At 66.3% G+C, this 3,341-nt stretch carries 3 protein-coding genes; 1 reads left to right on the top strand and 2 read right to left on the bottom strand.

The window, feature by feature from the left end; genetic code table 11:
• Window positions 1–137: 137 nt before the first annotated feature.
• On the bottom strand, window positions 138–665 hold the full coding sequence (locus G6018_RS06240) for an enoyl-CoA hydratase-related protein (RefSeq protein ID WP_228549152.1): 528 nt from the start codon (window positions 663–665) through the stop codon (window positions 138–140).
• Between the two features lie 309 nt (window positions 666–974).
• Between G6018_RS06240 and G6018_RS06235 the strand changes: the two genes are divergently transcribed.
• Window positions 975–2,522, top strand: coding sequence for a long-chain fatty acid--CoA ligase (locus G6018_RS06235; RefSeq protein ID WP_069389786.1), 1,548 nt, complete (start codon window positions 975–977; stop codon window positions 2,520–2,522).
• A gap of 39 nt (window positions 2,523–2,561) precedes the next feature.
• On the opposite strand, the gene G6018_RS06230 is transcribed toward G6018_RS06235, so the two are convergent.
• On the bottom strand, window positions 2,562–3,131 hold the full coding sequence (locus G6018_RS06230; RefSeq protein ID WP_182639181.1) for a TetR family transcriptional regulator: 570 nt from the start codon (window positions 3,129–3,131) through the stop codon (window positions 2,562–2,564).
• Window positions 3,132–3,341: the final 210 nt, after the last annotated feature.

Below are 3,341 nucleotides of genomic sequence, written 5' to 3'. Positions count from 1 at the left end.
CGATGTCGACGTCGACGATCTCCCAGCCGTCCTGCTTGGGCTCACGGATGATGGCGGCCTTGGTACGCATGGCTTTACCTCTCGTTGCGGGTTTCTGTGATGTGTGTCGAGTCATATATCTGTGACAATCGCATACGCTACGCGTCGGGCGTCGCCCAGGAGGGCAATCGGCGTTCGAGAAATGCGCTCATCCCCTCGGCCACCTCGGGCGTCGTGAACAGCCGCGCGGTGACCCCGGCGAGGTCGTCTCCACGGGCGTCGAGCTCGGCAATCATCGGCGCGGCCAGCAGCGCCTTGTTCTCCGCCAGTCCCTGCGGCGAGCAGGGCCGGAAGGAGTCGACGAGCTCGTCGACGGCGGCGTCGAGGTCCTCCACCGCGTCCGAGAGCAGGCCGATCCGCCGGGCGTGCGCGGAGTCGAACTTCTCGCCGGTCAGCAGCACGCATGCGAGATCCCGTGAGTTCACGCGTGCCGCCAACGGTACGGAGATCATGACGGCCGCCAGGCCGAGGCGGACCTCGGTGAGCGCGAAGGTGGACGACGGTCCGGCGACGGCGAGGTCGCAGGCCGCCACCAGACCCATCCCACCGGCGCGGACGTGACCGTCGACGGCCGCGATCACCGGCTTGGGATGCGCGATGATCGCCCGGAGCAGGCCCAGGAACATCCGGGCCAGCGTCCACTACGGCACCGCCACCGACGTCCAGGCACGACGCCAAGCCGTCCTCGACGCCGCCTACCACGCCCACCCGCAACGGTTCAGCCGACGACCGCAACCGCCGAAACTTCCAGAGAAGGCCACCATCAACGACCCCGCCAGACGAGCCAAAACTGGTTACGTTCCAACACCCTGAAATGTCTCATTTGATTTGACTTACTCAGTAGCGTCCGACTAACTTGTGGGCACCGTCAGGTTTGGACAAACTACGTGATCTGACTCACTCGCAGAGATGACAGCATCCCGGAAGGAATGTCCATGGACGAGGGAATCGGCAGCTGGGTCACGACGAGGGCATTCCTCTCCGGGGACCGGATCGCTCTCGTCGACGGTGAGCGGCGTCTGACCTACTCCGCCCTAGACAGCAGCACCAATCGACTGGCCCGGGCACTGAGCGCCCTCGGCGTCCGACGGGGCGATCGGGTGGCAGGGCTCCTGCTCAACAGCACCGCGTTCATAGAGACGATGCTGGCCACGGCCAAGCTGGGCGCGGTGTTCGTGCCCATGAACGTGCGTCTTGCGCCGGCCGAGATCACCTATCTCTTGGCGGACTCGGGCGCAGACGTGTTCGTGTATTCGGCGCCCCTGGCTCCGGGGGCACGCGCGGCTGTGGCCGGCGAGGGAGTACGCGTCCGATCCCGCCTGGTCGTCGGCGGCGAACCCGAGGACGGCGAGCTGCGCTATGAGCACGTGTTGGCCAACGGTGAGGCCCGTCCAGTCAGCGCCGACGTCGATCGGAGCAACGTGTCGTGCTTGATGTACACGTCCGGAACCACAGGGCGACCCAAGGGCGCGATGCTGACCCACGACAATCACCTGTGGAACGTCGTGAACAGCTTGTCCTTCGGGCGCGGCTTGCGTGAGACCGACGTCACGGTGACCGTGGCGCCGATGTTCCACATCGGGGGCCTCGGGATCCACACCCTGCCGCTGCTGTACGTCGGCGGGACCAACGTACTGCTTCCCTCGTTCGACCCGGCGCAGACCCTGAAGGCGATGTCCCGAGAGAGGGCCACCGTGCAGTTCATGGTCCCGGCCATGTGGGCAGCGCTCATGTCGGAGCCTGGCTTCGACGACTTCGACCTGTCCTCGCTGGAGCTCGCCGTCTCCGGTGGAGCGCCCTGCCCTCTGCCGGTCATTGATTTCTATCAGGGTAAGGGGCTGCCCTTCCAGGAGGGTTTCGGAATGACCGAGACCGCTCCGATCGTGTCCGTCTTGGACGCCGATCACGTCAAGGAGAAGGCCGGATCCATCGGCCGCGCGGTGTTCCACGTTGAGGCGCGCATCGTTGATGACGCCGACAAGGACGCGCGCACCAACGAGGTCGGAGAGCTCGTCCTCCGGGGACCCAATGTGTTCGCGGGCTACTGGGGTCTCCCGGAAGCCACGGCCGAGGCCTTCCGCGGCGGCTGGTTCCACACCGGTGACCTGGGCCGCATAGACGCCGAGGGGTTCATCACGCTCGTCGACCGCAAAAAGGACATGATCATCACTGGCGGCGAGAACGTCTACCCGATCGAGGTCGAGCAAGTGCTCTACCGGCACCCGGCCGTTCGTGAAGTGGCCGTCGTCGGCGTCCCCGACGTCCGCTGGGGCGAGACCCCGGTGGCCACCGTGGCGCTCCAGGACGGCGCCGAGCCGACCGGCGAGGAACTCATCGCATACACCCGGGAGCGGCTTGCCCACTTCAAGTGCCCCACCAGGATCGAGTTCGTAGCCGAGCTGCCCCGCACAGCGACCGGCAAGGTGCTCAAGACGGTGCTACGGCAGCAGCACGGCGGCAACGAACACGCCGTGCGCCGCTGAAGCCCAGTTCAGACTGCTCCCGACGCCCGGCGCAGGTCACTATTCGAGTGAGAGGAATCGGACGGCGACCTCGGAGATCTTCCGCGCTGTCGCGGTTCGGTCCCACTTGGGGAGCGCAAGATGACTGACCGTCAGGCGCACCAGGGTGTCGGCCGCGTCGATGACATCGCCCGGGGGGAGACCCGGATAACTCTCCGCGACCCATCCGGCCAGGGTGTCGGAGGCGAGGTCGAGAAGCGGTGCGGATGTCGTGAGCAGCGGGAGCATCCCCGTGGACGCCTGACTTCCCGCATCAAGGTCGCGGTTGGAGATGAGCACCGCCTTGAGCAGGGGGCTGCGCCCGGCCTCGTTCAAGGTGTAGTCGACGGCGGCTGCGATGCCTCGCTTCGCATCGCCGATGTGCGCCTCCAGCGCGCCCCGGATGCCCTCGAGAAAGCGCGAGGCCTCCCGGAGTACGACTGCTTCTCCGAGGCCGGCCTTGTCACCGAACTCCTTGTACAGAGCCGCCCGCGACACCCCGGCACGATCAGCCACCTGCCCCATGCGCACCCGGTCCCAGCCGCGGTCGACAGTCAGGTCGTGGGCAGCCTCGAGGACAGCCAGGCGCATGTGCTCCTTGAATCGTTCGCGCATTGACGGTGCCCGCATGACAGAAAGGTTAGCGATTCCTGTCTCGCGATCGACTCGCGTCACTGACTTGGACACGGCCACACGCTACCTAGCGTGCTCGTCGGCCAGTTGGTCGACCATCGCTGCGAGGGTGTCCTGAAGTCTTTGCACACCCGCAGCGGCTGCCGTCGCCGTCGGCAATTCTCGGAG

The organism is Dietzia sp. DQ11-44 (genome assembly GCF_014145205.1).
GTDB lineage: Bacteria > Actinomycetota > Actinomycetes > Mycobacteriales > Mycobacteriaceae > Dietzia > Dietzia natronolimnaea.
Note: the sequence above shows the minus strand (reverse complement) of the source record. Positions and strands in the feature narration are given on the sequence as shown.